The sequence below is a fragment of the Ruegeria sp. HKCCD7251 genome (assembly GCF_013031165.1).
Lineage (GTDB): Bacteria > Pseudomonadota > Alphaproteobacteria > Rhodobacterales > Rhodobacteraceae > Ruegeria.
On sequence record NZ_WPZC01000001.1, the window covers coordinates 96,394 to 120,820 of the forward strand.

At 57.8% G+C, this 24,427-nt stretch carries 29 protein-coding genes; 21 read left to right on the forward strand and 8 right to left on the reverse strand.

What is annotated here, in order from left to right; all coding sequences use genetic code 11:
- Nucleotides 1–47 precede the first annotated feature (47 nt).
- From GOX75_RS00460 to GOX75_RS00480, 5 genes are all read left to right on the forward strand, one after another.
- Complete coding sequence (locus GOX75_RS00460) at nt 48–296, forward strand: accessory factor UbiK family protein (protein ID WP_171120267.1); 249 nt, start codon at nt 48–50, stop codon at nt 294–296.
- 310 nt (nt 297–606) lie between these two features.
- Nucleotides 607–1,107, forward strand: a complete 501-nt coding sequence (locus tag GOX75_RS00465; protein WP_170753355.1) for a YbjN domain-containing protein — start codon at nt 607–609, stop codon at nt 1,105–1,107.
- Between the two features lie 40 nt (nt 1,108–1,147).
- Nucleotides 1,148–1,963 carry a pyrroline-5-carboxylate reductase gene (gene proC, locus GOX75_RS00470; RefSeq protein ID WP_171120269.1) on the forward strand — a complete coding sequence of 272 codons (816 nt, stop codon included), beginning with the start codon at nt 1,148–1,150 and terminating at the stop codon, nt 1,961–1,963.
- The gene (locus GOX75_RS00475; RefSeq protein WP_171120270.1) at nt 1,956–2,294 is read left to right on the forward strand and encodes a tRNA-binding protein; all 339 of its coding nucleotides are present in this window, start codon (nt 1,956–1,958) and stop codon (nt 2,292–2,294) included. Before proC ends, GOX75_RS00475 begins: the two co-directional genes overlap by 8 nt.
- Nucleotides 2,294–3,244: a D-glycerate dehydrogenase gene (locus GOX75_RS00480; protein ID WP_171120272.1), complete on the forward strand. Its 951-nt coding sequence runs from the start codon at nt 2,294–2,296 to the stop codon at nt 3,242–3,244. Before GOX75_RS00475 ends, GOX75_RS00480 begins: the two co-directional genes overlap by 1 nt.
- Here GOX75_RS00480 and GOX75_RS00485 read toward each other — a convergent pair.
- The gene (locus GOX75_RS00485) at nt 3,241–3,819 is read right to left on the reverse strand and encodes a thymidine kinase (RefSeq protein ID WP_171121669.1); all 579 of its coding nucleotides are present in this window, start codon (nt 3,817–3,819) and stop codon (nt 3,241–3,243) included. The genes GOX75_RS00480 and GOX75_RS00485 overlap by 4 nt on opposite strands.
- A gap of 358 nt (nt 3,820–4,177) precedes the next feature.
- On the opposite strand from GOX75_RS00485, the gene GOX75_RS00490 reads away from it, so the two are divergent.
- Complete coding sequence (locus GOX75_RS00490) at nt 4,178–4,639, forward strand: hypothetical protein (RefSeq protein WP_171120274.1); 462 nt, start codon at nt 4,178–4,180, stop codon at nt 4,637–4,639.
- 78 nt (nt 4,640–4,717) lie between these two features.
- Here the strand turns inward: GOX75_RS00490 and GOX75_RS00495 are convergent, their stop codons facing one another.
- Nucleotides 4,718–5,842 (reverse strand): beta-ketoacyl-ACP synthase III, encoded by a 1,125-nt coding sequence (locus GOX75_RS00495; protein WP_171120276.1) that lies wholly within the window; start codon nt 5,840–5,842, stop codon nt 4,718–4,720.
- Between the two features lie 170 nt (nt 5,843–6,012).
- Here GOX75_RS00495 and GOX75_RS00500 point away from each other — a divergent pair, with 170 nt between their 5' ends.
- The 3 genes from GOX75_RS00500 to GOX75_RS00510 are packed head-to-tail and all read left to right on the forward strand — an operon-like array spanning nt 6,013 to nt 10,575.
- Nucleotides 6,013–6,480 (forward strand): MarR family winged helix-turn-helix transcriptional regulator, encoded by a 468-nt coding sequence (locus tag GOX75_RS00500; RefSeq protein WP_171120278.1) that lies wholly within the window; start codon nt 6,013–6,015, stop codon nt 6,478–6,480.
- Complete coding sequence (locus GOX75_RS00505) at nt 6,477–7,514, forward strand: efflux RND transporter periplasmic adaptor subunit (RefSeq protein ID WP_171120280.1); 1,038 nt, start codon at nt 6,477–6,479, stop codon at nt 7,512–7,514. Before GOX75_RS00500 ends, GOX75_RS00505 begins: the two co-directional genes overlap by 4 nt.
- 10 nt (nt 7,515–7,524) lie before the next feature.
- On the forward strand, nt 7,525–10,575 hold the full coding sequence (locus GOX75_RS00510) for an efflux RND transporter permease subunit (protein WP_171120282.1): 3,051 nt from the start codon (nt 7,525–7,527) through the stop codon (nt 10,573–10,575).
- Between the two features lie 60 nt (nt 10,576–10,635).
- Here GOX75_RS00510 and carB read toward each other — a convergent pair whose 3' ends face one another.
- On the reverse strand, nt 10,636–13,980 hold the full coding sequence (gene carB, locus GOX75_RS00515) for a carbamoyl-phosphate synthase large subunit (protein ID WP_171120284.1): 3,345 nt from the start codon (nt 13,978–13,980) through the stop codon (nt 10,636–10,638).
- 177 nt (nt 13,981–14,157) lie between these two features.
- On the opposite strand from carB, the gene GOX75_RS00520 reads away from it, so the two are divergent.
- The 4 genes from GOX75_RS00520 (at nt 14,158) to aspS (ending at nt 18,410) form a co-directional block, all read left to right on the forward strand.
- Nucleotides 14,158–15,285, forward strand: a complete 1,128-nt coding sequence (locus GOX75_RS00520; RefSeq protein ID WP_171120286.1) for an aminodeoxychorismate synthase component I — start codon at nt 14,158–14,160, stop codon at nt 15,283–15,285.
- The gene (locus GOX75_RS00525; protein WP_171120288.1) at nt 15,240–15,881 is read left to right on the forward strand and encodes an aminotransferase class IV family protein; all 642 of its coding nucleotides are present in this window, start codon (nt 15,240–15,242) and stop codon (nt 15,879–15,881) included. The genes GOX75_RS00520 and GOX75_RS00525 overlap by 46 nt, the downstream gene beginning before the upstream one ends.
- Before the next feature lie 2 nt (nt 15,882–15,883).
- On the forward strand, nt 15,884–16,555 hold the full coding sequence (locus GOX75_RS00530) for a CPBP family intramembrane glutamic endopeptidase (protein WP_171120290.1): 672 nt from the start codon (nt 15,884–15,886) through the stop codon (nt 16,553–16,555).
- Nucleotides 16,556–16,634: 79 nt separating this feature from the next.
- The gene (aspS, locus tag GOX75_RS00535; RefSeq protein ID WP_171120305.1) at nt 16,635–18,410 is read left to right on the forward strand and encodes an aspartate--tRNA ligase; all 1,776 of its coding nucleotides are present in this window, start codon (nt 16,635–16,637) and stop codon (nt 18,408–18,410) included.
- Between the two features lie 195 nt (nt 18,411–18,605).
- Here the strand turns inward: aspS and GOX75_RS00540 are convergent, their stop codons facing one another.
- On the reverse strand, nt 18,606–19,322 hold the full coding sequence (locus tag GOX75_RS00540; protein ID WP_171120307.1) for a response regulator: 717 nt from the start codon (nt 19,320–19,322) through the stop codon (nt 18,606–18,608).
- Between the two features lie 135 nt (nt 19,323–19,457).
- Here GOX75_RS00540 and mce point away from each other — a divergent pair, with 135 nt between their 5' ends.
- Together mce and GOX75_RS00550 are read left to right on the forward strand one after the other, a co-directional pair.
- Nucleotides 19,458–19,862 carry a methylmalonyl-CoA epimerase gene (gene mce, locus GOX75_RS00545; protein WP_171120309.1) on the forward strand — a complete coding sequence of 135 codons (405 nt, stop codon included), beginning with the start codon at nt 19,458–19,460 and terminating at the stop codon, nt 19,860–19,862.
- 16 nt (nt 19,863–19,878) lie between these two features.
- Entirely contained in the window at nt 19,879–20,154 is a 276-nt protein-coding gene (locus tag GOX75_RS00550; protein ID WP_171120311.1) for a DUF1467 family protein, read from the forward strand.
- A 3-nt stretch (nt 20,155–20,157) separates the two neighbouring features.
- Here GOX75_RS00550 and GOX75_RS00555 read toward each other — a convergent pair whose 3' ends face one another.
- Nucleotides 20,158–20,847, reverse strand: coding sequence for an EI24 domain-containing protein (locus GOX75_RS00555; RefSeq protein ID WP_171120313.1), 690 nt, complete (start codon nt 20,845–20,847; stop codon nt 20,158–20,160).
- A complete protein-coding gene (locus GOX75_RS00560) occupies nt 20,844–21,422 on the reverse strand; it encodes a nitroreductase (protein ID WP_171120315.1) in 579 nt (192 codons plus the stop codon). Before GOX75_RS00560 ends, GOX75_RS00555 begins: the two co-directional genes overlap by 4 nt.
- Nucleotides 21,423–21,558: 136 nt before the next feature.
- Between GOX75_RS00560 and GOX75_RS00565 the strand changes: the two genes are divergently transcribed.
- Nucleotides 21,559–21,834 (forward strand): DUF167 domain-containing protein, encoded by a 276-nt coding sequence (locus GOX75_RS00565; protein WP_171120317.1) that lies wholly within the window; start codon nt 21,559–21,561, stop codon nt 21,832–21,834.
- Here the strand turns inward: GOX75_RS00565 and GOX75_RS00570 are convergent.
- On the reverse strand, nt 21,822–22,070 hold the full coding sequence (locus GOX75_RS00570) for a hypothetical protein (protein ID WP_171121670.1): 249 nt from the start codon (nt 22,068–22,070) through the stop codon (nt 21,822–21,824). The two genes, GOX75_RS00565 and GOX75_RS00570, sit on opposite strands and share 13 nt — an antisense overlap.
- A 122-nt stretch (nt 22,071–22,192) precedes the next feature.
- Between GOX75_RS00570 and GOX75_RS00575 the strand changes: the two genes are divergently transcribed.
- From GOX75_RS00575 to GOX75_RS00595, 5 genes are all read left to right on the forward strand, one after another.
- Entirely contained in the window at nt 22,193–22,900 is a 708-nt protein-coding gene (locus GOX75_RS00575; protein ID WP_171120319.1) for a M48 family metallopeptidase, read from the forward strand.
- On the forward strand, nt 22,897–23,265 hold the full coding sequence (locus GOX75_RS00580; RefSeq protein ID WP_171120320.1) for a YigZ family protein: 369 nt from the start codon (nt 22,897–22,899) through the stop codon (nt 23,263–23,265). Before GOX75_RS00575 ends, GOX75_RS00580 begins: the two co-directional genes overlap by 4 nt.
- Nucleotides 23,266–23,333: 68 nt before the next feature.
- Nucleotides 23,334–23,597, forward strand: coding sequence for a DUF6455 family protein (locus GOX75_RS00585; RefSeq protein WP_171120322.1), 264 nt, complete (start codon nt 23,334–23,336; stop codon nt 23,595–23,597).
- Nucleotides 23,597–23,866, forward strand: coding sequence for a DUF6455 family protein (locus tag GOX75_RS00590; RefSeq protein ID WP_256368055.1), 270 nt, complete (start codon nt 23,597–23,599; stop codon nt 23,864–23,866). The genes GOX75_RS00585 and GOX75_RS00590 overlap by 1 nt, the downstream gene beginning before the upstream one ends.
- A gap of 2 nt (nt 23,867–23,868) precedes the next feature.
- Entirely contained in the window at nt 23,869–24,126 is a 258-nt protein-coding gene (locus GOX75_RS00595; protein WP_171120325.1) for a DUF6455 family protein, read from the forward strand.
- On the opposite strand, the gene GOX75_RS00600 is transcribed toward GOX75_RS00595, so the two are convergent.
- A complete protein-coding gene (locus tag GOX75_RS00600; protein WP_171120328.1) occupies nt 24,127–24,369 on the reverse strand; it encodes a CDGSH iron-sulfur domain-containing protein in 243 nt (80 codons plus the stop codon).
- Between the last annotated feature and the right edge of the window lie 58 nt (nt 24,370–24,427).

Consider the following 24,427-nt stretch of genomic DNA (forward strand, 5'->3'; position numbering starts at 1 on the left):
GCAAACTTTACCCATATAGGGATCAACCGCGATTTCGGAGAAAAGCCATGCAGACCCGCAACAAGATTCTGGACGACGTATCCCAATTGATGACCAACGCCATGGGCGTAGCACAGGGTGCGCGGGAAGAGGCCGAAAATGCGATGAAGTCGATGATCGACCGCTGGCTGGCGGATCGGGATTTCGTGACGCGCGAGGAATTCGACGCGGTCCGTGCGATGGCCCAAAAAGCGCGCGAAGAGAATGCCGCGCTGGAAGAACGCATCGCAGCGCTTGAGGCGAAACTGGACAATTAACGTCCGAATCCAAATTTTCGATGCAAGAGAAACGCCGCGCGATACGGGTAGGGATTGTGCGGTGTTGTGCATCTTGCCGCCTTGCAGAATTTAATCAAGATAAAGCTGCACGCGACGCCAATATTTTGATCGCCGTGACCGTTCGTCCACAACTTATTGCTGTTATCCCCAATAAATAGGGTTGCCAGACGGGTACTGGCAGCGCACCATATTTAGTACAGGCCCACGGGGGAAGCCCGGCTTGTAGAGCAGGCAACTAGCGCTGGGGCGCTGCCAGCCCCAAAATGCTAGAGATTAGTGAGGTGGCATTATGGCCCTTTCCGAGCAGTTTCTCGAAGAAGATCTTCATCCAATAGATATTGTTGAACACCTGGCTGAGCACCACGACTGGGACTTTGACCGGATCGGGGATGACCAGATCGCCATGGCTGTCGAAGGGCAGTGGCGTACCTACTCAATCACGCTGGCCTGGTCGAACTATGACGAAACCCTGCGCATGGTGTGTTCGTTTGAAATGGACCCGCCGTCCGAACGTGAGTCCGAGTTGTACGAACTGCTGAACAAGATGAATGATCAGTGCTGGGCGGGTGCCTTTACCTATTGGGCCAACCAGAAACTGATGGTTTATCGCTACGGTCTTGTTCTTGCTGGCGGACAGATGGCCAGCCCCGAACAAATCGACACGATGATCACCGCAGCCGTCCTGAGCGCCGAGCGGTATTACCCCGCGATCCAGTTGGTCACATGGGGCAACCGCGATCCCGAAGACGCGATGCAGGTCGCCATTGCAGAGGCCTACGGGCGCGCGTAAAGCTTTGCCCCGAACCGACAAGTAAGGGGGAGGGGCAATCATGGATATGTCACGCGTCGCCGAACAGGGGCTGGTGCTTCTGGGTTGCGGCAAGATGGGATCGGCCATGCTCGCTGGATGGTTGGAGCATGGCCTTCCTGCGTCATCGGTTTGGGTTGTGGACCCGTATCCATCGGACTGGTTGAAGGCGCAGGGCGTCAATATCAACACACCGCTGCCCGAAGCCCCCGCTGTGGTGCTGGTGGCTGTCAAACCGCAGATGATGGGCGAGGCCCTGCCTGCGATCAAGGCGCTGGGCGGCGGCGGCAGCCTGTTTATCTCGGTCGCGGCGGGGACGTCGATTGCCACCTTCGAAGCCGTTTTGGGCACGGACACGCCGATCGTGCGCGCGATGCCAAACACACCCGCAGCGATCCGACAGGGGATCACAGCTTTGATCGGGAATTTTGTCGCATCGAATGACGATGTCGCACTGGCCGAAGACCTGTTGTCAGCCATTGGCGAGACCGTCCGATTGGATGACGAATCTCAGATGGACGCAGTAACGGGCCTTAGCGGTTCAGGCCCGGCCTATGTCTTTCACTTGATCGAAACGCTGGCCGCTGCGGGTCAGGCGCAGGGCTTGCCGCACGATCTGGCAATGAAACTGGCTAAGTCGACTGTGGCCGGGGCTGGTGCGCTGGCGATGGCCGCCGATGACGACCCCTCGCAATTGCGGATCAACGTGACCTCTCCCAACGGTACGACTCAGGCCGCGCTTGAGGTGTTGATGCACGAAGAAGAAGGCTTCCCCGATCTGCTGCACCGTGCCGTGAAAGCCGCTACCGACCGATCCAAGGAGCTTTCTCGTGAATGAGATTTCATTTGACGATTTCCTCAAGGTCGACATCCGCGTCGGCAAAGTCGTTCGTGCCGAATCGTACCCCGAGGCGCGCAAGCCTGCGATCAAGATGTGGATCGACTTCGGCGATGAAATTGGTGAGCGTAAGACATCGGCCCAGATCACCGCGCATTACGACCCGGCCACGCTGGTGGGTAAACAGGTGATGGCTGTGGTGAACTTCCCCCCGCGCCAAATAGGTCGCTTTATGTCCGAAGTGCTTGTGTTGGGTCTTCCTGATGAAAGTGGCGAGATTGTTCTGATCGGCCCTGATGGTGACGTTCCTGTTGGCGGGCGGATGCACTGATGAGACTACTTGTTGCCCGCCCTATGACAGCAGCAGTCACAGCCCGCGCGCGGGCAGAGTTTGATGTCGAGTTTCGCGAAGATACATTACCGATGACTCGGGATGAGATGCTGCGTGCGTTGACCGAATTCGATGTGGTGGTCCCGACTTTGGGCGATCTTTTTTCGGAACAGGTATTCGCACTGGTGCCCAACCCCCGATGCAAATTGCTGGCAAATTTCGGAGTTGGGTATAATCACATCGACGTGGATGCGGCGCGGGCCGCAGGCGTTGCCGTGACGAACACACCGGGCGCCGTAACGGATGCAACCGCTGACATAGCGATGACCTTGCTGCTTTCTACAGCCCGGCGTGCGGGGGAAGGGGAACGGCAGGTCCGGGCTGGCACTTGGCAGGGATGGCATCCGACGCAGATGCTGGGCCACCACGTGACGGGCAAACGTGTTGGGATCGTTGGTATGGGGCGCATCGGTCAGGCTATCGCCCGTCGGTGTCATTTCGGGTTTGGAATGCAGGTCCTTTATCAATCCCGCAGCAAGAAAGAGATCGACTTTCCGGCGGAATATGTTCCTGACCTGAAAGAGCTGGGTGCTCGGGTCGATTTCCTGATCCTGGCAGTCCCTGGCGGTGCGGAAACCCGTCACCTGATCAACGCGCAGATACTAGAAGCTATGAACCCGTCGGCCCTTCTGATCAATATCGCGCGCGGAGAAGTCGTGGACGAATCTGCATTGATTGCCGCGCTGCGTGCCGGCCAGATCGCCGGGGCGGGATTGGACGTCTATGAGTTTGAGCCCGCGGTCCCGCAAGCCCTACTCGACATGGAGAACGTGACACTGTTGCCCCATCTGGGCACCGCGACCGAAGAAGTGCGCAGCGATATGGGGAATATGGCCCTGGACAATGTGGCCGCCTTTATCGACGGACGCCCACTGCCGAACCCGGTCTAAGTGCCCACAGCCTCACGCCAGTGTTTGCGGCATAGCGAGACGTAAGTTTCGTTCCCGCCAATCTGCACCTGCGCGCCTTCGGTGATGGTGTTTCCGTTTTCGTCCTGACGAATCACCATCGTCGCCTTGCGCCCGCATTCGCATATGGTGCGGACCTCGCGCATTTCGTCAGCCAATGCCAACAACGCAGCCGAGCCCGGAAATAGACGGCCCTGAAAATCCACGCGCAGCCCGTAAGCAAGCACTGGCACTTTCAGGTCGTCTACGGCGCGCGCCAGTTGCCAAACTTGATCTTCGGTCAGAAATTGGGCTTCGTCGACAAACACGCAGGCGACTTTACCTTTCGCCAATCGCCCTTCGATCATTGCGAAAACATCGTCTTGAGCCGTGAACGTGTCGGCGTCCGACGATATCCCGATTCGGGATGCAATCTTGCCCACACCTGCACGTCCGTCCAACGCGGCGGTCATCAAATAGGTATCCATGCCCCGCTCGCGATAGTTGTGCGAGGCTTGCAACAGGACGGTCGATTTGCCTGCGTTCATTGTAGAATAATTGAAGTACAGCTTTGCCATGGTCCCGGGTCTAAAACGCCTGAACGGTGCGGACAAGCCATCATATGTCGCAGTAGAAGCGACGCCGCCGTTGTTGCTGTCAGGGCCGAGCATAGGCTCAATGGGGATGGATACCCGAACGACAACAACAGCGACGTCGTCGGCCAACATGCGGCCTAAACAAAGCAGGGCATTCAAAAATTACCCCACAATCACTCGTACTCGGCAAGAACTGCCGCCACTCACTCACAAAACCCCCGCATATCTGAGGGATAGCCAATGTATGCCATTTGAATTATGACTCGGTTATGGGAAATTTCTTTTCCCTTTCCCCCGCAACGAAGAATACACTGGGGAGGCAGGCAGCAGAGGGTGGAGCATGGCGGATATTGGGGCTTATCTGAAAAAGCATACCGAAGCGTTGGTTAAGGATGTCGGAATCGAAGCAGCGTGCGAGATTACCGGAAAATCCAAGGCGACGCTTGGGCGTTATTATTCTGACAACGCTGAACATGCCGACCGCTTTATGCCCGTCGACGCCGTTGCCCGTCTGGAGGGAGTTGCCAATTTTCCGCACGTCACCTCGGCCTTGGCGGATCTGAAAAATATCACGCTGTCCTATGATGGACGAAACAGTGAAACACCGCGCACGGGCGGGGTGAATTCTGACGTGATTGCGTTGAGCCAGCGCTTTGCGATGCTGATGACCGAGTATCAAGCCGCGATTGAAGATGGCATCATTACGGTCAACGAAGCAAAACGGCTGCTGAAAGAAACCAGCCTGCTGCAACAGGTTCTGATCGAAATGAAGCTGCACCTAGAAGAAGAAAGCGTGAGCTGACGCCACCACCGGCCCCTGTTGGGCCGGGGCCAATCCAAAGCTTTCAGTCAGGGAGTCCGGTTTGCCAGGATGAGTGCCTTATCCGTGGCGCTTCACAATCACCGACCCAACTGAATACCCCGCCCCGAATGAGCAGATCAGGCCGACTTCGCCTTCTGCAAAATCATCGGAGTATTTTGAAAACGCGATGATCGACCCAGCCGAAGACGTGTTGGCGTAGTCCTGCAAAATGTTGGGCTGTTCCTCGGGTGCCGGTTGCCGTCCCATCACTTTCTTACCGATGAAATCGTTCATGGTCTTGTTCGCCTGATGCAACCACAGGCGCTTTAGGTCTTCGCTGCTGACGCCCTCGGATTCCATGTGGTCTGCGATGTGTTTGCTGACCATCGGCAAGACCTCTTTGAACACCTTCCGGCCGTTCTGCATGAACTGCATGTCACGGCGATCCTCAAGTCCGGCAGGTCGGGTGCGGCGCAGAAATCCGTTGTTGTTTCGGATGTTATTGGAAAACTCGGTTGCGCAACGTGTCGAGAGTACTTCGAAATGCGGGCCATCCGCGTCTTCGATCCTTTCGATCAAGGTCGCTGTTGCGACGTCGCCAAAGATAAAATGACAATCACGGTCTCGCCATTCCAAATGCCCCGTGCAAATCTCGGGGTTCACCACCAGCGCGCTTTTGACTGAACCCGACCGAACCATGTCGGCGGCGGCCTGAATGCCGAACGTCGCCGAAGAACAGGCGACGTTCATGTCAAACCCAAAACCGTTTATGCCCAGTGCTTGCTGTATCTCGATCGCGATCGCGGGATAGGCGCGCTCGTGGTTCGAAGCTGCGCAGATGACCAGATCGACATCTTCTGCGGTGCGCCCGGCCTGTGCCAATGCTTTCTTGCAGGCGTCTACAGCCATCTCGGTCATGATGCCCGGCTCGTCATCGCTGCGCTGACGCATAAGTGGGTGCATGACGTCAGGGTCCAGAACGCCGCTTTTGTCCATCACGTAGCGGTTTTCGATACCAGAGGCTTTCAGGATGAACTCTTCCGACGAATGTTGCATAGGCTCCATCTCGCCTGCGGCAATCGCGTCTGCGTTCTTGGCGTTCATCTTGTCGGCATAGGCATTGAACGCGGTGACAAGTTCGGCGTTCGTGATGACATTCTCTGGCGTGAAAACACCGGTGCCGGTGATAGCTGGCGTGTACATGATCATCCCTGGATATCTCGAATTTGCCCAAAATGCAGTCAACTTGGGGTTAGTTCAAGGTAGATTGACCTAAGGGAATATCAAAGTTGGGGATTTAATCAGCTTCACTTGTTGAATATTTCATTTTTCGAAGTATACGGCGAAGACGAAATCTGAAATGGATTCGACCAATGACCTTAGACGACAGTGAGCTGGTAAAGCGCCTTAGCCCTGAAATGCAGGCAATGATGGGGGTCTATGCTCTCTACTGGAAGTTGCAGGAAAGCCTGGATCTCATCGACGTAGCGGTAAGCCAGCAGGAATGCCACATGCTGATCAAGCTGGATCAACCCAAACGTATGGGCATCTTGGCGGCGGATATGCTGACGGTTCCTTCAACCATCACCTCAACGGCTGACGCACTTGAGGCGGCGGGATATCTGACGCGTCAGCGCGACCCCGAGGATCGCCGCGCGTGGCTGTTGGTTTTGTCGGACAAGGGTCTGGAAATGCGCCAGGAAATTTTAGCCGAGGCCGGTGCTTTGTTTAACCGGGCCTCTGGATTGAACGATGCCGAAACCGCCGAGTTTGCGCGGCTGGCCCGGAAAATCCGGGAAAACATCTTAAAAACGGGAATACCCGAGGGAATGACGAAATGAAGCTTTTCTCTGTTCTAAGCCTTGCTCTGAGCGTTCTGGCAGCCCCCTTGGCGGCACAGGAAGCTGTAAAGCCGGTTAAGCTCATGGTTGCAAAGGAAACAAGCCCGGGGTTTTCGCGTCAGTTTTTCGGGCGGGTGGCAGCGCGCCAGACGGTTGATCTGGCGTTTCAGGTGGCCGGGCAGATCGTCGAGCTTCCCGTGACGCAGGGCTTCGTTATCCCGAAGGATGGGTTGATCGCCCAATTGGATCAGGAACCGTTCCAGCGTCGGTATGACCGCGCGGTGCTGCAAAAGGATCAGGCAGATCGCACTTTGGCTCGTTTGTCGCGCTTGCGGGGGACAGCAGCTAGTCAGGTGGCGGTGGATGACGCGGAAACCGCCGCGCAGCTTGCCGAAATTGCAGTACGCGATGCGCAGTACGATCTGGAACAGGCCACTTTGACCGCGCCGTTTGATGCTTTGGTATCAAGTCGGGCGGTCGAGTCCTTTACCACCGTATCGGCGGGCACTCCGATTGTGCGCATTCACGACATGTCCGAATTACGGATCGAAGTCGATGTGCCTGAAATTCTGTTCCAGCGCTCTGGGCAGCAGGATGACATCGAAATCACCGCCAAGTTCCCCGTCAGTGACGAGGTCTTCCCGTTGCAGATTCGCGAGTTTGACGCGGAATCGTCAAGTGTGGGGCAGACTTTCCGCATCCAGTTCGGTCTTACCCCGCCGGAAGGATTGCAGATTCTGCCCGGCTCTTCGGTGACGGTAAACGTGCAGGTGCAAGATCAGCGCACTGGCATCATTGTCCCGTCGACGGCCATTGTCGCTGATGCGGAAGGGGAACTGGGCATCATGGTGTTTTCACCTGCCGGGGCAGATGGAGGCACTGTTCGTCGGGTTGCGGTCACGATCGAACCCACTGAATCAGGTGATGTTCGTGTTCTGACGGGCCTGAACAATGGCGATGAGATCGTGGTTGCCGGAGGCGGCGCCCTAACCGACGGGCAGGCGGTGCGCCGCTTTGTCGGATTTGCGAACTGAGGGGCAAGGGATGAACATCGCACGCGCTTCCATCGACCGCCCGATCTACACATGGCTGATCATCTTAATCGCCTTGTTTGGCGGTATTTGGGGATTCTTGTCGCTTGGTCGGCTTGAAGATCCTGCATTTACAATCAAGAACGGGGTCATCTCGACGCAATATCCCGGTGCCACGGCTGAACAGGTGGCGCTGGAAGTATCTGAGCCGTTGGAATCCGCCATTCAGCAGATGGGCGAGGTCGACACTATCACCTCGATCAACCAGCCCGGATTTTCGCTGATCGAGGTTGAGATCAAATCCACCTATGACGGCACCGAATTGCCCGAGGTCTGGACCAAACTGCGTGCAAAAATGCGCGATGCCGCCCGCCATCTTCCCCCGGGTGTTGGGCAACCGTTGGTCAACGACGGTTTTGGAGATGTGTTCGGTTTGTTCTATGCCGTGACTGCGGATGGATTCTCAGACGCGGAAAAGCACGAGCTTTCAACATTTTTACGGCGCGAATTGCTAACAGTAGAAGGCGTGGCCGATGTTGAGGTGATGGGGCTGCCGGAAGAGGCTATTTTCGTCGAACCCGATCTGGCGATCACGGTGAACCAGAATGTTCCTATTCAGGCGGTCAACGAAGCAATCGCCAACGCGGATTCCGTCAACGCATCGGGGTCCGTGCGGTCAGAGGACGAGCGCACGACTATTCTGACAGCAGAAGGGTCTGACAGCGTTTCGGCCATCGCCGGGCTGTCGGTGGGGTCACAGGGGCAGGTGATCAATCTGTTCGACATGTCCGACGTATATCGTGGACGTCAAACTGATCCTGATGTCATCATCCGCTTTGACGGAGCCGAGGCCTTTACGCTGGGCATTGCTGGCCTGTCGTCGGAGAATATTGTCGAGGTCGGCAAGCGGGCCGACGCCAAGTTCGCCGAGCTGGATTCTCAGGTACCCTTCGGCGTCGAAATCCAGCCGATCTATCAGCAGCATGTCGTGGTTGAAAAAGCCTCGAACGACTTTCTCGTGAACCTTGCGCTTTCTGTGACCATCGTGGTTGCAGTGCTGGCCCTGTTTATGGGTTGGCGTGCGGCGATTGTCGTCGGTTCGACCTTATTGCTGACGGTTGTCGGGACGCTTTTGTTCATGTCGATTTTTTCGATCGAGATGGAGAGGATTTCGCTTGGCGCACTGATCATTGCCATGGGGATGTTGGTGGACAATGCCATCGTGGTCGCCGAGGGTATGCAGATCGCGATGTTGCGGGGTAAGAACTCACGCGATGCTGCGGACGAGGCTGCCTCTAAGACACAGATCCCGCTGTTGGGCGCGACGATCATTGGTATCATGGCCTTTGCCGGTATCGGTCTCAGCCCTGATGCGACGGGCGAATTCCTGTTCTCGCTGTTTGCCGTGATCGGCATCTCGCTACTGCTGAGCTGGGTGTTGGCGCTGACCGTAACGCCGCTGCTGGGCCACTACTTTTTCAAGCAGGGCAAAGAGGGTGCGGTGGATGCTTATGGCGGGATCATGTTCCGTTTCTACGGCGCTATCCTGCGCTGGGCGCTGCGGTTCCGCTGGCTGGTGATCGCTGGATTGATCGGGGTGACCGTTGCCTGTTATGCGGGCTTCGGTCTGGTCAAACAGCAGTTCTTTCCCGACTCGAACACGCCACTATTCTTCGTTCATTACAAATTGCCTCAGGGCACGCCAATCTCGCGCACTGCGCAGGACATGGCTGTCTTCGAAGACTGGCTGGCCGAACGGGAAGACGTGGTCTCGGTCACGACTTTTGTCGGGCAGGGCGCGACCCGATTCCTGCTGACCTATTCAGCGGAAAAGCCTAATCCCAGCTACGGTCATCTGATCATCCGTACAAAAACGCTGGACGACATTCCGCCGCTGCAGGCGGAACTCGAAACCTTCGGAACGGCCCAGTTCCCCGAGGGTGAATTCCGGACCCGGCGTCTGGTATTCGGTCCCGGTGGAGGAGATCCCATTCAGGCGCGCTTCTCGGGCAGTGATCCGGCCGTATTGCGGCAGCTTGCGGATGAGGCCGTCTTGCTGATGCGAGAAGCGTCGGACAACGTCCTGAATGTGCACCACGACTGGCGCGAGAAAGAACTGGCGGTGCAGCCGATCTATGCAACCGAACGGGCGCAGACAGCAGGGGTCACGCGAGAGGATATTGCCGCCACGCTGCAATTCTCGACGGATGGGATATCTGGCGGCATGTTGCGCGAACGCGATCGCCTGATCCCGATTATTCTGCGGCGACCAGCCGACGGGGATTATTCAATCGTTGATCAGGTCGTATTCTCGGATCAGTCCGAAAAGTTCGTTCCCATCGAGCAAATGGTTGATGGGTTTGAATACAAAGCCCTGAACACACTGGTGCATAGACGCGACAGGGTGCTGACCATCACGGTAGGGGCGGATATTCCGTCTGACCTGACGGCGGCACAAGTGCATTCGGAAGTGCGAAGCGCCATAGAATCCATGGACCTTCCGCCAGGATATCGCATGGAATGGGGCGGTGAGTTTGAGAATGCGGGTGACGCGAATGAAAGCCTTGGCCGTCAGTTGCCTTTGAGCCTGCTGATCATGATCTTGATCTCGGTTCTGATATTCAACGCCATTCGTCAGCCGATCATAATCTGGTTGCTTGTGCCCATGTCGGTCAACGGTGTTGTCATCGGCCTGTTGGGAACCGGTCTGCCCTTCACCTTTACCGCCCTTCTGGGGCTGCTCAGCCTGTCGGGTATGTTGATCAAGAACGGGATCGTTCTGGTCGAGGAAATCGACCTTGTGCGCGAAACCGGCAAGGGGCTGCGCGAGTCGATCATCGAAGCTTCGGTCTCGCGTCTGCGGCCGGTGATGCTGGCGGCGATTACTACCATTCTGGGGATGGCGCCGCTGTTGACGGATGCGTTCTTCAAGTCGATGGCGGTGACGATCATGGGGGGGCTGGCCTTTGCCACGATCCTGACCATGGTGGCGGCTCCGGTGTTCTATATGGTGTTCTTCCTGCCTGAGTACCGGCGGAAATCAGCGCCGCAGCCTGTTGTTTGAACGAAAAACCCCCGGTCACTGACCGGGGGTTTTTCTTTATTCTGGTGCGGGGTGGCGGGGTCAGCCTTGCAGCGATTTGACCTCGACATCGCCTTCGGCCTGCGCCTTGATTGCCAAAGCTGCTGCATGGCTGGCGGCCGCTGTGGTGAAATAGGGAATCTTGTCATAGAGCGCGATGGAGCGGATAGACTTGCTGTCTTCGACCGCCTGCGCGCCTTCGGTGGTGTTCATCAGCAACTGCACCTGACCGTCTTTCAGCATGTCCGCCACGTCGGGGCGACCTTCATAGACCTTATTGACCACGTCGCAGGCCACGCCCTGTTCTGCCAGCCATGACTGCGTGCCGCGGGTTGCGACCAGCGAGAAGCCCTGTTCGGTCAGTACCTGCGCTGCCTCAAGCATTGCGGGCGTCTTGTCGGCATCCTTGATCGAGATAAATGCCCGGCCCTCGGACGGCAGCACCATACCGGCCCCCATCTGCGCCTTGAGGAAGGCGCGCGGGAAGTCGCGGTCCCAGCCCATAACCTCACCAGTCGATCGCATTTCGGGGCCAAGGATCGTATCGACGCCGGGGAAGCGGGCGAAGGGCAGCACTGCCTCTTTCACCGAGAACCACGGCATGTCCGGGTCGGCCAGTGTCATCTGGTCCGCAATCTTGGTGTCCTGACCCTCTTTGTACGCCGGGCGCATCGGGAAGCTTGCCAGTTTTTCACCAGCCATGATGCGCGCGGCGATCGACGCAATCGCGCTGTCGGTGGCTTTGGCGACGAATGGCACGGTGCGCGAGGCGCGAGGGTTCACTTCGATCAGGTAGATCTCGCCGTCCTTGATCGCGAACTGCACGTTCATCAGGCCGACGACGTTCAGCGCCTTGGCCAGTTTGAACGCCTGATCCTTGATCTGGTCGAGGATATCCTTGGACAGCGAGTAGGGCGGCAGCGAACAGGCCGAGTCGCCCGAATGCACGCCCGCTTCCTCGATATGCTGCATGATGCCCGCAACGTGCACGTCGGTGCCATCACACAGCGCATCGACGTCCAGCTCAACCGCACCCGCCAGATAGCTGTCCAGCAGAACGGGGCTGTCGCCCGAGACCACAACGGCCTCGTTGATATAGCGCTTAAGCTGCTCCATATCGCGCACGATTTCCATCGCGCGACCACCCAGAACGTATGAGGGGCGGATCACCAGCGGGAAACCGATTTCGTCCGCGATCTCCAACGCCTGTTCGTCGGTCGAGGCAATGCCGTTCTTGGGCTGTTTCAGACCCAGATCGTTGACCAGCGACTGGAACCGTTCGCGGTCTTCAGCGAGGTCAATCGCATCCGGCGTGGTGCCGAGGATCGGAATGCCTTCGGCCTCCAGCGCGTTGGCCAGTTTCAGCGGGGTCTGTCCGCCGAACTGAACGATGACGCCGTGCAGCGTGCCGTTTTCCTGCTCTTTCGTCAGGATTTCCATGACGTGTTCAAAGGTCAGCGGCTCGAAATACAGGCGGTCCGAGGTGTCATAGTCGGTGCTGACGGTCTCGGGGTTGCAGTTGACCATGATGGTCTCATACCCCTGTTCGGTCAGTGCGAAACAGGCGTGGCAGCAGCAATAATCGAACTCGATTCCCTGACCGATCCGGTTGGGGCCGCCGCCCAGAATGACAACCTTTTTTCGGTCACTCGGGCGTGCCTCACATTCGACCTCGCCCATCATCGGGGCCTCGTAGGTCGAGTACATATAAGGCGTTTGCGCCTCGAACTCGGCGGCACAGGTGTCGATGCGTTTGAACACAGCGTTGACGCCCAGATTACGGCGGGCGCGGCGGACGTTATCCTCATCCCGACCAGTCAGGTTGCCCAAACGCGCGTCGGTGAAGCCCAGCATTTTCAGCTTGCGGATGCCATCTTCGGTCACCGGTAGGCCATCCGCGCGGACCTGACGCTCGGCGTCGATGATCTCGCGGATGCGGGCCAGGAACCACGGGTCAAACTTGGTGACACCGAAGATTTCATCATCGGTCAAACCATGACGCATCGCCTGCGCGATGGTGCGCAGGCGGTCGGGTGTCTGCTGGCTGATAGCCTTGATGACGGCGGCCTTGTCGTCCGCTTCGTCCCACAGACCCACGTTCAGGCCGGGGATTTCAATTTCATCAAACCCGGTCAGGCCCGATTCCATCGAGGCCAGCGCCTTTTGCATCGATTCGTGGATCGTGCGGCCGATGGACATCGCCTCACCCACCGATTTCATTGCGGTGGTCAGGTAGGGTTCCGAGCCGGGAAATTTCTCGAACGCGAATTTCGGAATCTTGGTGACGACATAGTCAATGGTCGGCTCGAACGAGGCGGGCGTGACCTTGGTGATGTCGTTGTCCAACTCATCCAGAGTATAGCCCACGGCCAGCTTGGCCGCGATCTTGGCAATCGGGAAGCCGGTCGCCTTGGAGGCCAGCGCGGACGAGCGAGACACACGGGGGTTCATCTCGATCACAACCATTCGGCCATCGACGGGGTTGATCGCCCATTGCACGTTCGATCCGCCGGTCTCAACCCCGATCTCGCGCAGCACGGCAATCGAGTGGTTGCGCATGATCTGGTATTCTTTGTCAGTCAGCGTCAGCGCCGGGGCCACGGTGATCGAGTCACCCGTATGCACACCCATCGGGTCGACGTTTTCGATGGAACACACGATGATGGCGTTGTCGGCAGTGTCGCGCACCACCTCCATCTCATATTCTTTCCAACCCAGCAGGCTTTCGTCGATCAGGATCTGACCCACGGGAGATGCATCCATGCCTGTACGGCAGATATGAATGTAATCCTCGCGGTTATAAGCCACGCCGCCGCCAGTGCCGCCCAGTGTAAAGGCGGGTCGAATGATGGCGGGCAGACCAACCGTTTCCAGCGTTTCCAGTGCCAGCGCAACACCAGCCTCAAGGTCTTTCTTGCCATCCGCACCTTTGGGGGCGGTGACAATCTCGGCCTTGGGGTTTTCGATGCCCAGCCGGTCCATCGCCTCGCGGAACAGGGCGCGGTCTTCGGCCATCTCGATGGCGTCGCGCTTGGCGCCGATCATCTCGACGCCGAACTTGTCCAGCACGCCCATCTCTTCCAAGGCAAGCGAGGTGTTCAGCCCAGTCTGCCCGCCCATGGTAGGCAGCAGCGCGTCAGGGCGCTCTTTCTCGATGATCTTGGCGACAACTTCGGGGGTGATCGGCTCAATGTAAGTCGCATCCGCTAGCCCGGGATCGGTCATGATCGTGGCCGGGTTTGAGTTCACCAGAATAACCCGGTACCCTTCTTCCCGCAGCGCTTTACACGCTTGCGCACCGGAATAGTCGAATTCGCAGGCCTGACCAATAACAATGGGGCCGGCCCCGATGATCATGATCGACTGGATGTCGGTTCTTTTGGGCATGGCCATGCTCCTTCGATTGTTCGCGAGTCAGGGCACCCCCCGAGCGCCCAAATTGTCCTGCGTTATAGGGACCGCGCGAAAAGGTTCAAGGGGTATCGGAAACGGGGGCAAAATTGCCGCTTTCCCCTCTTTCCCTTAGCGCCGTATTCTCTATACCGCGCAGCACGGCAAATGAGGATGCACTTGCGTATTCGTTTTGATCAGGGCCCGGCCGGGCAGGGGACAACGTTCGACCGGCCAACAGACGTGATCCGCGCTGATACTGCGGACGAGGTGCCCCAGGCTTTGGCGGCGCTGGATGGCGCGCGCATGGGTGGGGCGTGGCTGGCAGGCTATGCCAGTTACGAACTGGGCTATGCGCTAGAGCCGCGCCTTGCGGACCGGATGCCCCAAGGTCGACGTTTGCCGCTGCTGTGTTTCGGGGTGTATGACACACCGCGCTCTACCGATCTGCCCGCCAATCGGGGCGGAATGACAGGGTTTGAACCACGCTGGGACGAGGCACGATACACGCGCGCGTTCCAACAGGTGCACGATGCTATCGGCGCAGGCGACATCTATCAGGCAAACCTGACCTTTCCGATTGATTTGACGGTCGAGGGCGACAGCGCCGACGTATATGCTGCGCTTACCGAGGGGCAGTCTGTGGGCCATGGCGCGCTTGTGCAGCAGGACGGCTTGCCCGACTTGCTTAGCCGCTCACCCGAGTTGTTCTTTCGCACGGATGCCGATCGGATGATCGAGACCCGGCCGATGAAAGGCACCCAGCCGCGCAGCGAGGATTTGGCAGAAGACGCCCGACGCCGTGATTTTCTGTCGCGTGACGACAAGAACCGTGCCGAAAACCTGATGATCGTCGACTTGCTGCGCAACGATATCAGCCGCGTGGCGATGCCCGGCTCGGTCAAGGTGCCCGAATTGTTCAAGGTCGAGACTTACGCGACCGTGCATCAGATGATCTCACTCGTGCAGGCGCAACTGCATCTCGGGGCCGAGTTGTCGGATATTTTGATGGCCCTGTTCCCCTGCGGCTCGATCACCGGCGCGCCCAAAATCCGCGCGATGGAGATTCTGTCTGACCTCGAGCCTTGGCCGCGCGACATCTATTGCGGCGCGATTGGCTGGGCCGCGCCGGATGTGCGGTCGGAATTCAACGTGGCAATCCGCACGTTGATGGTTGAGGGTGGCAAAGCGACCTTAAACGTAGGGGGAGGCGTCGTTTGGGACAGCACCGCTCCGTCAGAATATGAGGAGGCGCTATGGAAAGCCCGCTTCGCCCGCCAGATGACCCTGACTTCCGTTTAATCGAAACGCTGGCCTTCCGGCCGGGACAAGGGTTTGTGCGACGGGATCGCCATTTGGCCCGTATGGCGCGATCGGCCGCCGCTTTTGGTATTCCATTCGACGGTGTGTATGCAGTTGAAATGCTTGATAAGGTCGTTGGCGAGTCACCGCTGCGCTGCCGGTTAACTCTGGCCGCAGACGGGCAGTTGGAGGTGACCACCGGTGCACTGGCCGACAATCCACCTGTTTGGGAGGTAGCTGTTGCCGAGCCTCGTTTGTGCGCGTCCGATATCTGGTTGCAGCACAAAACCACACAGCGCGTGGTTTACGACGCCGCCCGCGCGGCCTTGCCCATCGGGGTCGATGAACTGCTCTTCCTGAACGAACGTGACGAGCTGTGTGAAGGCACCATCACCAACCTGTTTGTCGATATGCCCGACGGCCGTCGCCTGACGCCCGCACTGTCCAGTGGCGTGCTGCCGGGCATCCTGCGCGAAGAATTGCTGGGTAATAAACAGGTTACCGAAGCCACCCTGACCTTGACCGAACTGAAAAGCGCAACAAAGTTCTATATGGGCAATTCGTTGCGTGGTCTGATCCGGGCGGAGTTGGCATAACCGTGAGCAAACAAATTGATTGGGCCAACAGCGCGGCACCGCACATGCGGTTGCGATTGGAATTTGGGCTATTCTTCATTGCTGTACCGGTGTTGATCGCGGTGTTTTTCCCGCCCAACTGGATGTTCCCGTCCCTGTTTGGCTTTACGGGGCTAGGCATCGTATTGCTGCATTTCACGCCGGGCTTCGCCTGGGCTGAGCTGCGGTATAACTGGCGCAACTGGTCCTGGGGCGAAGTGGCAGTTTTTGCCGTCGCGATGACGCTGTTTTGCAGCGCCCTTGTAATGGCCACAAGGCCCGACGCCGCATTCTTTCTGCTACGCAACCGGCCCGAGTTTCTGATCGTCATCTGGACCTTCTATCCAGTGGTCTCGGCATTGCCACAGGAATTGCTGTTTCGCGTTCTGTTTTGCCGCCGTTACCACGCGATCCTGCCGGATGGCCGTGCCTTTTACCTGCTGAATGCGTCCCTGTTTTCACTGGCTCACCTTATGTATTGGAGCTGGATCGTTGCCATCATGACCTTTGGCGGCGGGCTGCTGTTCACATGGGCCTATCGCAAGCGCGGCTCGTTTTTCTACGCGGCGCTGTTGCACGCGATTGCGGGGAACATCATCTTTGCGGCGGGTCTGGGCATCTATTTCTACTCGGGCAACGTGCAAAGGCCGTTTTGACGGGCTGACCTGCCTTGACTTTCCAAGCCTGACAGGGTGTATCGGCGCGACGAATTCTGCGCCCGAAGGGATATGATCCATGCACGCCTATCGCAGCCACACCTGCGCCGCTCTGACCGCCGCCAATGTCGGTGAAACTGTCCGCCTATCCGGTTGGGTGCATCGTGTCCGAGATCATGGCGGCGTGCTGTTTATCGACCTGCGCGACCATTTCGGCGTAACGCAGGTTCTATGCGATGGTGACAGCGCTGCTTTTGCCGAGTTGGAAAAGGTCCGCTCGGAATGGTGTATCCGCATCGACGGCACCGTCAAAGCGCGCGACGCCGATCTGGTGAACCCGAAACTGCCCACGGGTGAGATCGAGGTTTACGTGCGCGAGTTGGAAGTGCTGGGTGCTGCCGACGAACTGCCGCTGATGGTGTTCGGCGATCAGGAATACCCCGAGGAAACCCGCCTGCGCTATCGCTATCTGGACCTGCGCCGCGAGGCGATGCAGCAGAACATGACCCTGCGCTCGGACGTTGTGGCCTCGATGCGCCGCCGCATGTGGGATCAGGGTTTCCGTGAATATCAGACGCCGATCATCACCGCCTCGTCGCCCGAAGGCGCGCGTGACTTTTTGGTACCGTCGCGCCTGCATCCGGGCAAGTTCTATGCGCTGCCGCAGGCACCGCAGCAATTCAAACAGCTGATCATGGTGTCGGGCTTCGACAAATATTTCCAGATCGCGCCCTGTTTCCGCGATGAAGACCCGCGCGCCGACCGGTCGCCCACCGATTTCTACCAGCTTGACCTTGAGATGTCGTTTGTCGAGCAGCAGGACGTGTTCGATACAATCCAGCCCGTGCTGACAGGCGTGTTCGAGGAATTCGGCGGTGGCCGCAAGGTCGATCAGGAGTGGGCGCAGATCTCCTACAAGGACGCGGCGCTGTGGTATGGCAGCGATAAGCCCGACCTGCGGAACCCGATTAAAATGCAAGTGGTCTCCGACCACTTCCGCGGGTCTGGCTTTGCGATTTTCGCAAAGCTGTTGGAGCAGGAGGGCACCGAAATTCGCGCCATCCCAGCGCCGACTGGCGGTAGCCGCAAGTTCTGTGACCGTATGAACGCCTTTGCCCAGAAAGAGGGCTTGCCGGGGATGGGTTACATCTTCTGGCGCGATCAGGGCGAAGGGATGGAGGCCGCTGGCCCTCTGGCCAAGAACATCGGCCCCGAACGCACCGAAGCGATCCGTCAGCAACTGGGTCTGGGCGTCGGCGATGCAGCATTCTTCCTCGGCGGCAAGCCGAAAGCCTTTGAAAAGGTTGCAGGCAAGGCCCGTGATGTGATTGGCGACGAACTTGGCCTCACCGAAAAGGACCGCTTTGCCTTTGCCTGGATCGTCGATTTCCCGATCTATGAGCAGGACGAAGAAACCGGCGTGATAGACTTTGAACACAACCCGTTCTCGATGCCGCAGGGCGGGATGGAAGCGCTGAACGGCAACCCTCTGGACGTGCGCGGGTATCAATACGATCTGGCCTGTAACGGGTACGAGCTGGTCTCGGGCGCGATCCGGAATCACAAGCCCGAGATCATGCTGAAGGCCTTTGAACTGGCTGGCTATGGCGCGGATGAAGTGAAATCCCGCTTTGGTGCGCTGTTCAATGCGTTCCACTATGGCGCGCCGCCGCACGGTGGTTGTGCTGCGGGCATCGACCGGATCGTGATGCTGCTGGCAGATGAGGCCAACATCCGCGAGGTTATGATGTTCCCGATGAACCAGCGCGCCGAAGACCTGATGATGGACGCGCCCTCTGACCCTACGTCGGATCAGTTGATGGAACTGGGTCTGCGGATCATCCCTCAGGAGTAAGAAGCAGCCCGTCGCCGACCGTGTGGCGGGTTGACGTCCGAACTTACCATAGAACTGTTGCTACAGCCGCCCGGTTCTTTTGACCGGGTCGGTCAACTGGTCCCGTGCTAGCCTTATCTTTCGTGCTGCTGCGCGTGTTTGCAGGTACATCCAAAGACACAAGACGGTGGCTGTCACGAAATAGGCAACGACCATTCAGATCGCCTCACGCTGTTCAAGCCGGGACTGTACGATCCCGGCCACCTGCGCAGCCAACGCGGTGACTGGGGTTCCTTCGGCCCGGGATGTGGCAAGTTTCCGGGCTGCGTCGGCAAGCACCGCGTCATCCGCGTCCTGAGCGATGCCGCGCAAGAACTGGGCCGCATAATCCAGCGTGCGGTGATCGTTCGGGCCAGCAAGGACATCGGCGATATGGGCCATGTCATCCTGATAGGCCATCGGGTCCGGGATGATCACCTCATCCCGAACGGCGTGGAGGCTGTTTGGGCGGCGGTCTTGCGGTAAGCGTTCCAAAATCGAGGTTTGGAAATAAGCTAGCGACTTTAGCGGTTTTGCCAAAAAGCCGTCAGCACCCGCCTCCAAAGCTGTGCTTTGGGTGTGATCATCCCCTGACATTCCTAAAATGGCACCGATGCGCGGGGTTGCTTCGACCAGTTCGGCTATCAACTCGGCCCCGGACCCGTCGGGTAGCCCCATGTCCACAAGGATGACGGACGGCCGATAGATTTGCAGGTGCCGTCTGGCCGACTTCAGACAATCCGCCCGACGAATACGCGCGCCGGAATGTAGGCACATCAGCCGGATAGCGTCGCAGGCGTAACGGCTGTCCTCGACAACCAGGATTGTTTGACCCAGCAGAGGCCGCGTGGCGGTCGGCTGCGCGGGAGAGGCAAGGTGGCTCGAATCGTCCATGGCAGAACTCCTAATCAGCAGATGCCTCACGCTAGGAACTTCTGGCTAACACCACGTTAACGGCAATTTGGCGCACTTGTTCTTTGGCCGAACTGCCCTCATAAACCGCTGCAACGCAGAACATAGGAGAGTTCCATGATTGGTCGCCTGAACCACGTTGCCATTGCCGTACCGGACCTTGAGGCCGCGTCCGAACAGTATCGCGCCGCACTGGGGGCCAAAGTTGGCGCACCGCAGGACGAACCCGATCACGGTGTAACGGTCGTGTTCATCGAGCTGCCAAACACCAAGATCGAACTTCTTTACCCATTGGGCGAAGACAGCCCGATCAACGGGTTTCTAGAGAAAAACCCCGCAGGCGGCATCCACCATGTCTGCTATGAGGTCGAAGATATCATCGCCGCGCGCGACCACCTGAAGGAAACCGGCGCGCGGGTACTGGGCTTGGGTGAGCCCAAGATTGGTGCGCATGGCAAGCCGGTGCTGTTTCTGCACCCCAAGGACTTTAACGGCTGTCTGGTCGAACTAGAACAGGCCTAACCCAAGCGAGGCTGTCATGACGATCACTGCTGCACTGGTTCTGTTCGCCGTTATCTGGTTCATGACGCTGTTGGTCGTGCTGCCGGTCCGCATCAAGACGCAGGGCGATCTCGGTGAGATCGTTCCGGGCACACACGCGGGTGCCCCGGAAGTGCATCACATGAAGAAAAAGCTGTGGATCACCACCGGTGTCTCGGTGGTGCTCTGGGCGATCATCGCGGGGATCATCATCTCAGGCGTAATCTCGGTGCGCGACTTTGATTGGTTGAACCAGTTGGAGCCGCGCAACTGATCCTCAGGTAGACAGCTTGTGATAGATATGGGTGAATGTGGCGGCTCCGATAATCGGGATCACCAGGTTCACCAGCGGTACTGACAAGGGGATCGCCATCAGCGTCCCCGCCATCCAAATCGTAGCCGAGTGTTTTGCGCGCAATTTGCGCGCGCCGTCGCGCCCAATCCGGCGCATGGCGGCCAGAGTGAAGTATTCACGCCCCAGCAAGAACCCGTTCACGGCCCAAAAGATAAACGGGGCCAACGGCGTGAAGATGGCGTAAAGGACCAGCGCCAGAAGGTTGGCAACAATCAGCACGCCCATAAAGCTGATCGCATCGCGCAGCCCTTCGCTGAACAGAATGCCGCGAACAGAGGGCAGGGCCGGATAGTGTTTATCTTCGACCGCCTGCGCGACCTCTTCCAGAAACATTGAGATAATGGCCGAGGCGACCGGCATCATCAGGAAAACCGGAAGAACCAGAACCACAAAAATACCTGAATAGTTCAGCACGTCGTTTAACCACGGGACGACACCAATCCATGGCAACGAAATCTCACCACTGGCCAACCAGTTGATCAGCCAGATCGCCGCTGCGCAGGCCGCAATCAGCAGGACGATCGTCAGACCAACACCACGAAACAGGACCGAGCGAAACTTGGGGTCTCCGATCTGACCCAATGCCGCAAAAAAAGAGTTCAGGATCATCATTCTGAAACCCATTCTGTCAGCGCCTCAATATCAGGGCGGGGGCGTTCAGGCGGGGCAACACCTTCGGTTGCGATATGGACCAGGCCCGCCACGCGCTCATTATCTGCAAGCCCAAATGCGGCACGGCAAAAATCCGGATCATGAGTTTGCCAGCCCGACAGCCAGTTTGCCCCCCAGCCCGACGCAAGTGCGGCGTTCAAAAGCCCCAGACACACGGCACCCGCCGAATAGGTTTGTTCAATCGCCGGAATTTTTTCTGAAGGCTTCTGTACCTCGATCACGGCAACCGCCAGATGGCCCAATTCGAACTGGCTGCGCGCCTTAATGATGTCCTCGGGTGACTTGCCCAAGGCCACGCCCCGGTCGTGCGTCAGCTTGGACAATCGTGGCATTGCTCCCTTCTCGATCACGATGAATCGCCATGGCTCCAGCTTGCCGTGATCCGGGCAGCGCGCGGCGGCGGTCAAAAGCGGCTGCAATTGTTCACGGGTCGGGGCAGGGGCGATCAGAGTTTTGGCAGGCCGGGACCGGCGCGATTGTAGAAACTCCAAGGCGGCCGGATTTTTCAAGGACATATGTTAACTTCCTTTACATGGGCAGTGTCTATCTGGTCGAACACCTGGCGGGTTTCAAGTGGAACCGGCTTGGTTTCCCAGATCAATTTCATTCAATTGCCGGTCGCGCAAGAATGTTCGCGAATTGGAGGATGGAATGGCCAGACCAAAACCGCGCGCCTTGCCGGACTTAACCCGACTGGCCAAGCCGGGTGCTAGGTTCGAGGCTAAAGTCATCCCCAAATCCACGTCGGACCGAATGACGTTTGAAAATGGGTCCATCCGCATTCACGTCACAGCTTTTCCTGAGAATGGCAAAGCAAATCAGGCGGTGAGCCGCATTCATGCGTCTGCGTTGGGGGTTGCGCCGTCCCAATTTTTGCTGGCGCGCGGACATGCGGCGCGGGACAAGGTATTTGTCTACGAACCCTGACCTGGCGTTTCGTGGATTTGATAGACCCCTTCGGGTAAGTCCAACGCCGCCGCCAGATCCCGGACCTGTTCTGGGGACAAAGTAATCTTCTGTACCTTGTCCGTGCGCGGGTCCAATTGCTCTAGCGTCACGCATTCAGCGAAATTATTGATGACCACATCCTCTTGCAGAGGCTTTGCGCCTTCGTCCACCAGAGTGATCACCGTCGAGTCGAATTCATGCTCAATCGAAAACATGATCCAACAGTGAAGGGCGGCGAACCGCATTGCAACCCGTTCAATCGCATTCAGGCTGTGGCGGTCCCTCACGTCCCGCGCTATGGTCCGAAAAACGGCATGACCGTTTCAAAGGATGATCCATGCGCCGTCTGACTTTACTGTTGCTTCCCCTGATGCTGACGGCCTGCGTTGCCGACACTTTACGCGTTCAGCCAGCGGAAGAGTGGCAACAGGACAGGGACGATTTTCAAGTTGAGGCTGCGACCTTTCAGGAGATCAGCCGACAGATTGGGCAACAGGCCAGATCAGAATGCCTCAGGCGTGGGAATGTCTCCAATTGCGATTTCACGATTGTGGTTGATCTGAACCCGCGGGCCCCGGCCAATGCTTTTCAGACGCTGGACGAAGACAATCAACCGGTCATCATCTTTACCCGTTCCATGATCGAATCTGCGCAAAACGCTGATGAATTGGCATTTGTCATGGGGCATGAGGCCGCGCATCACATCCTAAGACATATTCCGCGCCAAACCGTAAACGCCCGGGAAAGTGCCGAGATTTTTGGCGAACTGGCCAGATTAGGTGGGGCAGACGGGGCCGGAGTTGAAAAGGCTCAGAAATTGGGAGCTCAGGTCGGTGCACAGGTTTACATCAAGGATTTCGAGCTGGAAGCAGATCAATTGGGCACGGTCATAACGTATAAGGCCGGGTACAACCCTTTGATAGGTGCCAAGTATTTTGACCGCTTGCCTGACCCGGATGACAGTTTTCTGGGAACACATCCACCCAACGAGCAACGTGTTCAGATCGTTGTGGAAACCGCAAGACAGCTTGGGCTTTCGCAATGACCGCAATTGAATGCATGGGCGTGATCCTGACGGATCGCGGATCGAAATACGCTGTGTCCGGCGCGCCTGTGGCTACGCGCGATGATGTGGACGCCGTCCTGCAAGAGCTGAAATCTGACAAGAGCTATGCCAAGGCCACCCACAACACTTGGGCCGCAGTTCTGCCCACCGGCGCACTAAAGGCCGACGATGGCGAAAGTGGTGCGGGTATGGTGATTCTGCGGATGATGGAGCGTGCCGAACTGGAAGGTCATGTGATCATCGTCACGCGCTGGTATGGCGGCAAGAAACTGGGCGGAGACCGCTTTCGTCGCGTGCAGGACGCCACGCGCGCCTATCTCGATCATATCGCGTCGCCCTCTTGACCTGAGTCAAAGGTCTGCGGTTCGGCATCGGCTATCCTGACCTACACGTGTCAGGGAAAGGATGTCGAATGCGCAGCCGAGAAACGCTTAGGCGGCACGCCGGTTTGGTAGACAACATGGCGACGAAAATCGGTGTTGATCTGGAAGCAGCCGCGCTTGGCGGCGAAATCTCGATCGACCAGATTTCGGAATCTGTTCTTCGATGCAGTGGGTGCCCAAACCCGGATCATTGCGAAAGCCTGATGGAGCGGTCCGAGGGGCTGGAAAAGACGCCAGAATATTGTCGGAACTCTGACTTATTCGCCAAGTTAATCCCGGAAGCGAACAAGTGATGCAAAGGTTGGGTCACATTATGACTCATCTGCGTCTTGTTCTGCGCATGGGACAGGCAACCGGCACGGATGTCGTTGCCGCACACCGGCAGGGGCGGCTGTCCCAGCAGGACTGGGCCAAGATGGTGCGCTCTTGTCAGGGGTGCACGTGGGCCGCCAAGTGTCCCGATTGGCTGGATAAAGCTGACAGTGTAGTACAGCCCCCCAATACATGTCCCAATCACAAGCGATTTGAGGTACTAAAGGCGCAGCAGTCGAAGGGTAGCTGACGATGCAGGATGTTCTGGGCGACATTGAAAAGCACTTCTGGCTGACCCGGTCCGTTGCCAGAAGTCTTGACGTCTCACTGACCGAGGCGATCGCTGACAAGCAGATCTCCCCCACTTTGTACGCCGAAATGGTCACCCGCTGCCGCGCATCTCAGTGCACTGAGCGGTGCATGGCGTGGCTGGCAGAACGCCAGACCACAGCAAAGTCGGCGCCGAAGTTCTGCGCCAACGCTGATATCCTCAACTCCCTGAAAAAGTAGTCAGAGCTTGGAGTGTGAACCGTCGCACAGCGGCGGATTTGCGCTGTGTTTGCAGCCGCAGAAAAACACTTTCTTGCTTGTGTCCGCGGTGAATTTCACTGGCTCGATGCCTGTATCCTTATGTGAGCCATCGCAAAACGGCTGCCGCTTGGATTGGCCGCACGCACACCAGAAATAGGTTTTACCCTCGGTTACCTCGACAGGATATGGGGCTTTTTGTGCGATAATTGGCGCTTCTGACATATGGCTACTCCGTGGTTTGCGAAAGGCGTTTCCCAACTGTAGGGCGCTTTTGGCAAAA

Excerpts from the sequence above, each read along its gene's own strand:
- GOX75_RS00460 (WP_171120267.1), top strand. The coding sequence starts at position 48 with ATGCAGACCCGCAACAAGATTCTGGACGACGTATCCCAATTGATGACC.
- GOX75_RS00465 (WP_170753355.1), top strand. The coding sequence starts at position 607 with ATGGCCCTTTCCGAGCAGTTTCTCGAAGAAGATCTTCATCCAATAGAT.
- proC (WP_171120269.1), top strand. The coding sequence starts at position 1,148 with ATGGATATGTCACGCGTCGCCGAACAGGGGCTGGTGCTTCTGGGTTGC.
- GOX75_RS00480 (WP_171120272.1), top strand. The coding sequence starts at position 2,294 with ATGAGACTACTTGTTGCCCGCCCTATGACAGCAGCAGTCACAGCCCGC.
- GOX75_RS00485 (WP_171121669.1), bottom strand. The coding sequence starts at position 3,819 with ATGGCAAAGCTGTACTTCAATTATTCTACAATGAACGCAGGCAAATCG.
- GOX75_RS00490 (WP_171120274.1), top strand. The coding sequence starts at position 4,178 with ATGGCGGATATTGGGGCTTATCTGAAAAAGCATACCGAAGCGTTGGTT.
- GOX75_RS00495 (WP_171120276.1), bottom strand. The coding sequence starts at position 5,842 with ATGTACACGCCAGCTATCACCGGCACCGGTGTTTTCACGCCAGAGAAT.
- GOX75_RS00500 (WP_171120278.1), top strand. The coding sequence starts at position 6,013 with ATGACCTTAGACGACAGTGAGCTGGTAAAGCGCCTTAGCCCTGAAATG.
- GOX75_RS00505 (WP_171120280.1), top strand. The coding sequence starts at position 6,477 with ATGAAGCTTTTCTCTGTTCTAAGCCTTGCTCTGAGCGTTCTGGCAGCC.
- GOX75_RS00510 (WP_171120282.1), top strand. The coding sequence starts at position 7,525 with ATGAACATCGCACGCGCTTCCATCGACCGCCCGATCTACACATGGCTG.
- carB (WP_171120284.1), bottom strand. The coding sequence starts at position 13,980 with ATGCCCAAAAGAACCGACATCCAGTCGATCATGATCATCGGGGCCGGC.
- GOX75_RS00520 (WP_171120286.1), top strand. The coding sequence starts at position 14,158 with ATGCACTTGCGTATTCGTTTTGATCAGGGCCCGGCCGGGCAGGGGACA.
- GOX75_RS00525 (WP_171120288.1), top strand. The coding sequence starts at position 15,240 with ATGGAAAGCCCGCTTCGCCCGCCAGATGACCCTGACTTCCGTTTAATC.
- aspS (WP_171120305.1), top strand. The coding sequence starts at position 16,635 with ATGCACGCCTATCGCAGCCACACCTGCGCCGCTCTGACCGCCGCCAAT.
- GOX75_RS00540 (WP_171120307.1), bottom strand. The coding sequence starts at position 19,322 with ATGGACGATTCGAGCCACCTTGCCTCTCCCGCGCAGCCGACCGCCACG.
- mce (WP_171120309.1), top strand. The coding sequence starts at position 19,458 with ATGATTGGTCGCCTGAACCACGTTGCCATTGCCGTACCGGACCTTGAG.
- GOX75_RS00550 (WP_171120311.1), top strand. The coding sequence starts at position 19,879 with ATGACGATCACTGCTGCACTGGTTCTGTTCGCCGTTATCTGGTTCATG.
- GOX75_RS00555 (WP_171120313.1), bottom strand. The coding sequence starts at position 20,847 with ATGATGATCCTGAACTCTTTTTTTGCGGCATTGGGTCAGATCGGAGAC.
- GOX75_RS00560 (WP_171120315.1), bottom strand. The coding sequence starts at position 21,422 with ATGTCCTTGAAAAATCCGGCCGCCTTGGAGTTTCTACAATCGCGCCGG.
- GOX75_RS00565 (WP_171120317.1), top strand. The coding sequence starts at position 21,559 with ATGGCCAGACCAAAACCGCGCGCCTTGCCGGACTTAACCCGACTGGCC.
- GOX75_RS00570 (WP_171121670.1), bottom strand. The coding sequence starts at position 22,070 with ATGTTTTCGATTGAGCATGAATTCGACTCGACGGTGATCACTCTGGTG.
- GOX75_RS00575 (WP_171120319.1), top strand. The coding sequence starts at position 22,193 with ATGCGCCGTCTGACTTTACTGTTGCTTCCCCTGATGCTGACGGCCTGC.
- GOX75_RS00580 (WP_171120320.1), top strand. The coding sequence starts at position 22,897 with ATGACCGCAATTGAATGCATGGGCGTGATCCTGACGGATCGCGGATCG.
- GOX75_RS00585 (WP_171120322.1), top strand. The coding sequence starts at position 23,334 with ATGCGCAGCCGAGAAACGCTTAGGCGGCACGCCGGTTTGGTAGACAAC.
- GOX75_RS00590 (WP_256368055.1), top strand. The coding sequence starts at position 23,597 with ATGCAAAGGTTGGGTCACATTATGACTCATCTGCGTCTTGTTCTGCGC.
- GOX75_RS00595 (WP_171120325.1), top strand. The coding sequence starts at position 23,869 with ATGCAGGATGTTCTGGGCGACATTGAAAAGCACTTCTGGCTGACCCGG.
- GOX75_RS00600 (WP_171120328.1), bottom strand. The coding sequence starts at position 24,369 with ATGTCAGAAGCGCCAATTATCGCACAAAAAGCCCCATATCCTGTCGAG.